1 protein-coding gene is annotated in these 1,433 nt (G+C 56.7%); it reads right to left on the reverse strand.

The genetic code is table 11. The features are described from left to right. Positions 1–92 precede the first annotated feature (92 nt). A complete protein-coding gene (locus tag HMPREF3048_RS06930) occupies positions 93–1,286 on the reverse strand; it encodes an IS481 family transposase (RefSeq protein ID WP_070570731.1) in 1,194 nt (397 codons plus the stop codon). Positions 1,287–1,433: the final 147 nt, after the last annotated feature.

The following is a 1,433-nucleotide window of genomic DNA, read 5'->3' on the forward strand; positions in this document are numbered from 1 at the left end:
TGTCATGAGTCGCGTCATGCTTGACGGATGAGTCGCGACATGCTGGACGGACCGGCATCCCAGTTGTTTTTGTTCTGGGGTGCCGGTTTTGTTCATTCGGCGTGAAGTGGTGGGTCGCCGTGTTTCCAGTAGGCCTTTTGGTAGTCGCGGGCGGTATCGATGTAGTGCTCGGTGATGACCTCTCCGGTTTCGGCGAGTGATGTGATGATGTGGTTGTCGGTGATGACCATCAGGATTTTCTTGTGTTTGTAGGCGCGTCCGATGCCGAGATGGAAGAGTTTGCCGGCATAGCGCACGGTGACTTTGCCGTTTTTGTCGACGGTGTCGTTTCGGGTGCGCCATTCTTCTTTGGGGTTGTCGTTGGGCGTGGCTTTAACTCCGGTGGTGTATGCCTGTTGCGGGGTGCGTCTGCCTAGGGCTCGGTGGGGGCGTGTGCAGTTGTAGTATTGGCGAAATTCGTTGAGGAGTTGTTGCAGCTCGTCGATGGTTTGTGCTGGGGGTCGGGCTTTGATCCATTTTTTGAGGGTTTGGTGGAATCGTTCGATTTTTCCTTGGGTTTGGGGGTGGCCTGGCCGTCCGTTTTTCTGTTGGATTTTGTGTGCGGCGAGTGTCTTTTCGAACGCGTTTCGCCCGCCCTTACACCCGGCAAGACGGGTGGTAAAGACCATGCCGTTATCCGTCAGTGTGGATGCTGGTGGGCCGTATTGGTCAATCAGACGGCCCAGTTCGGCAGCGACGGTGGTGCCTGAGAATGCGGCAGCTGCGGTGATTGACAGCAGGTATCGCGAGTGGTCGTCGAGGAAGTCGAGGACTTCTACTCGTGTGTTGTCGGCAAGGTAGAGGTTGGTGATATCAGCTTGCCAGCATTCGTTGGGCATTGCGGCTTCGAAGCGGATGTAGGAGTTTTTCGGCCTTTTCCTCGGCTGTGGGGTAATTAGGCCTTCGTTGGTGAGGATGCGGCGAATCGTTGAGGTTGAAGGGGCACGTTTGCCGGCTTGTTCGAGGTGGTAGGCGATGGTTTCGGGTCCGGCGTCAAGTCCGTGCCGGGTGAGTTGCTTGCGGATGTCGATGATTTCGTTTCGTAACGCGTCCGGTACCGCGTGTGGGTGGGTGTGAGGTGCACGTGATTTCGGTGCGATTGCTTCGGCGCCGCCTGCGTCGTAGGCGTTGAGGATCTGGTGGACTCGTTGGCGTGAGATGCCGAAGCGTTTGGCGACGTTGGTGGGTGTCGCACCTTGGTCTCTGACGGCTCTGACAATGGCAAGGTTGCGGTTGGGACTGTTCATGATGTCAAACATGTCCCGACTCACCGGTCAAGCGTCACCGACACGGCTGAGGTAACCCTAAGTGTCAACTTTGTCGCGACTCACCTGTCAAGTATCAGGACTGCCCTCGCAGGCACACCCCGTCAAATATGTCGTGACTTCGGACAC

It is taken from the genome of Corynebacterium sp. HMSC075D04, assembly GCF_001815635.1.
Lineage (GTDB): Bacteria > Actinomycetota > Actinomycetes > Mycobacteriales > Mycobacteriaceae > Corynebacterium > Corynebacterium coyleae.

What these genes read in the sequence shown, in the direction of transcription:
- HMPREF3048_RS06930 (WP_070570731.1), bottom strand. Translation starts at nt 1,286, where the DNA reads ATGAACAGTCCCAACCGCAACCTTGCCATTGTCAGAGCCGTCAGAGAC.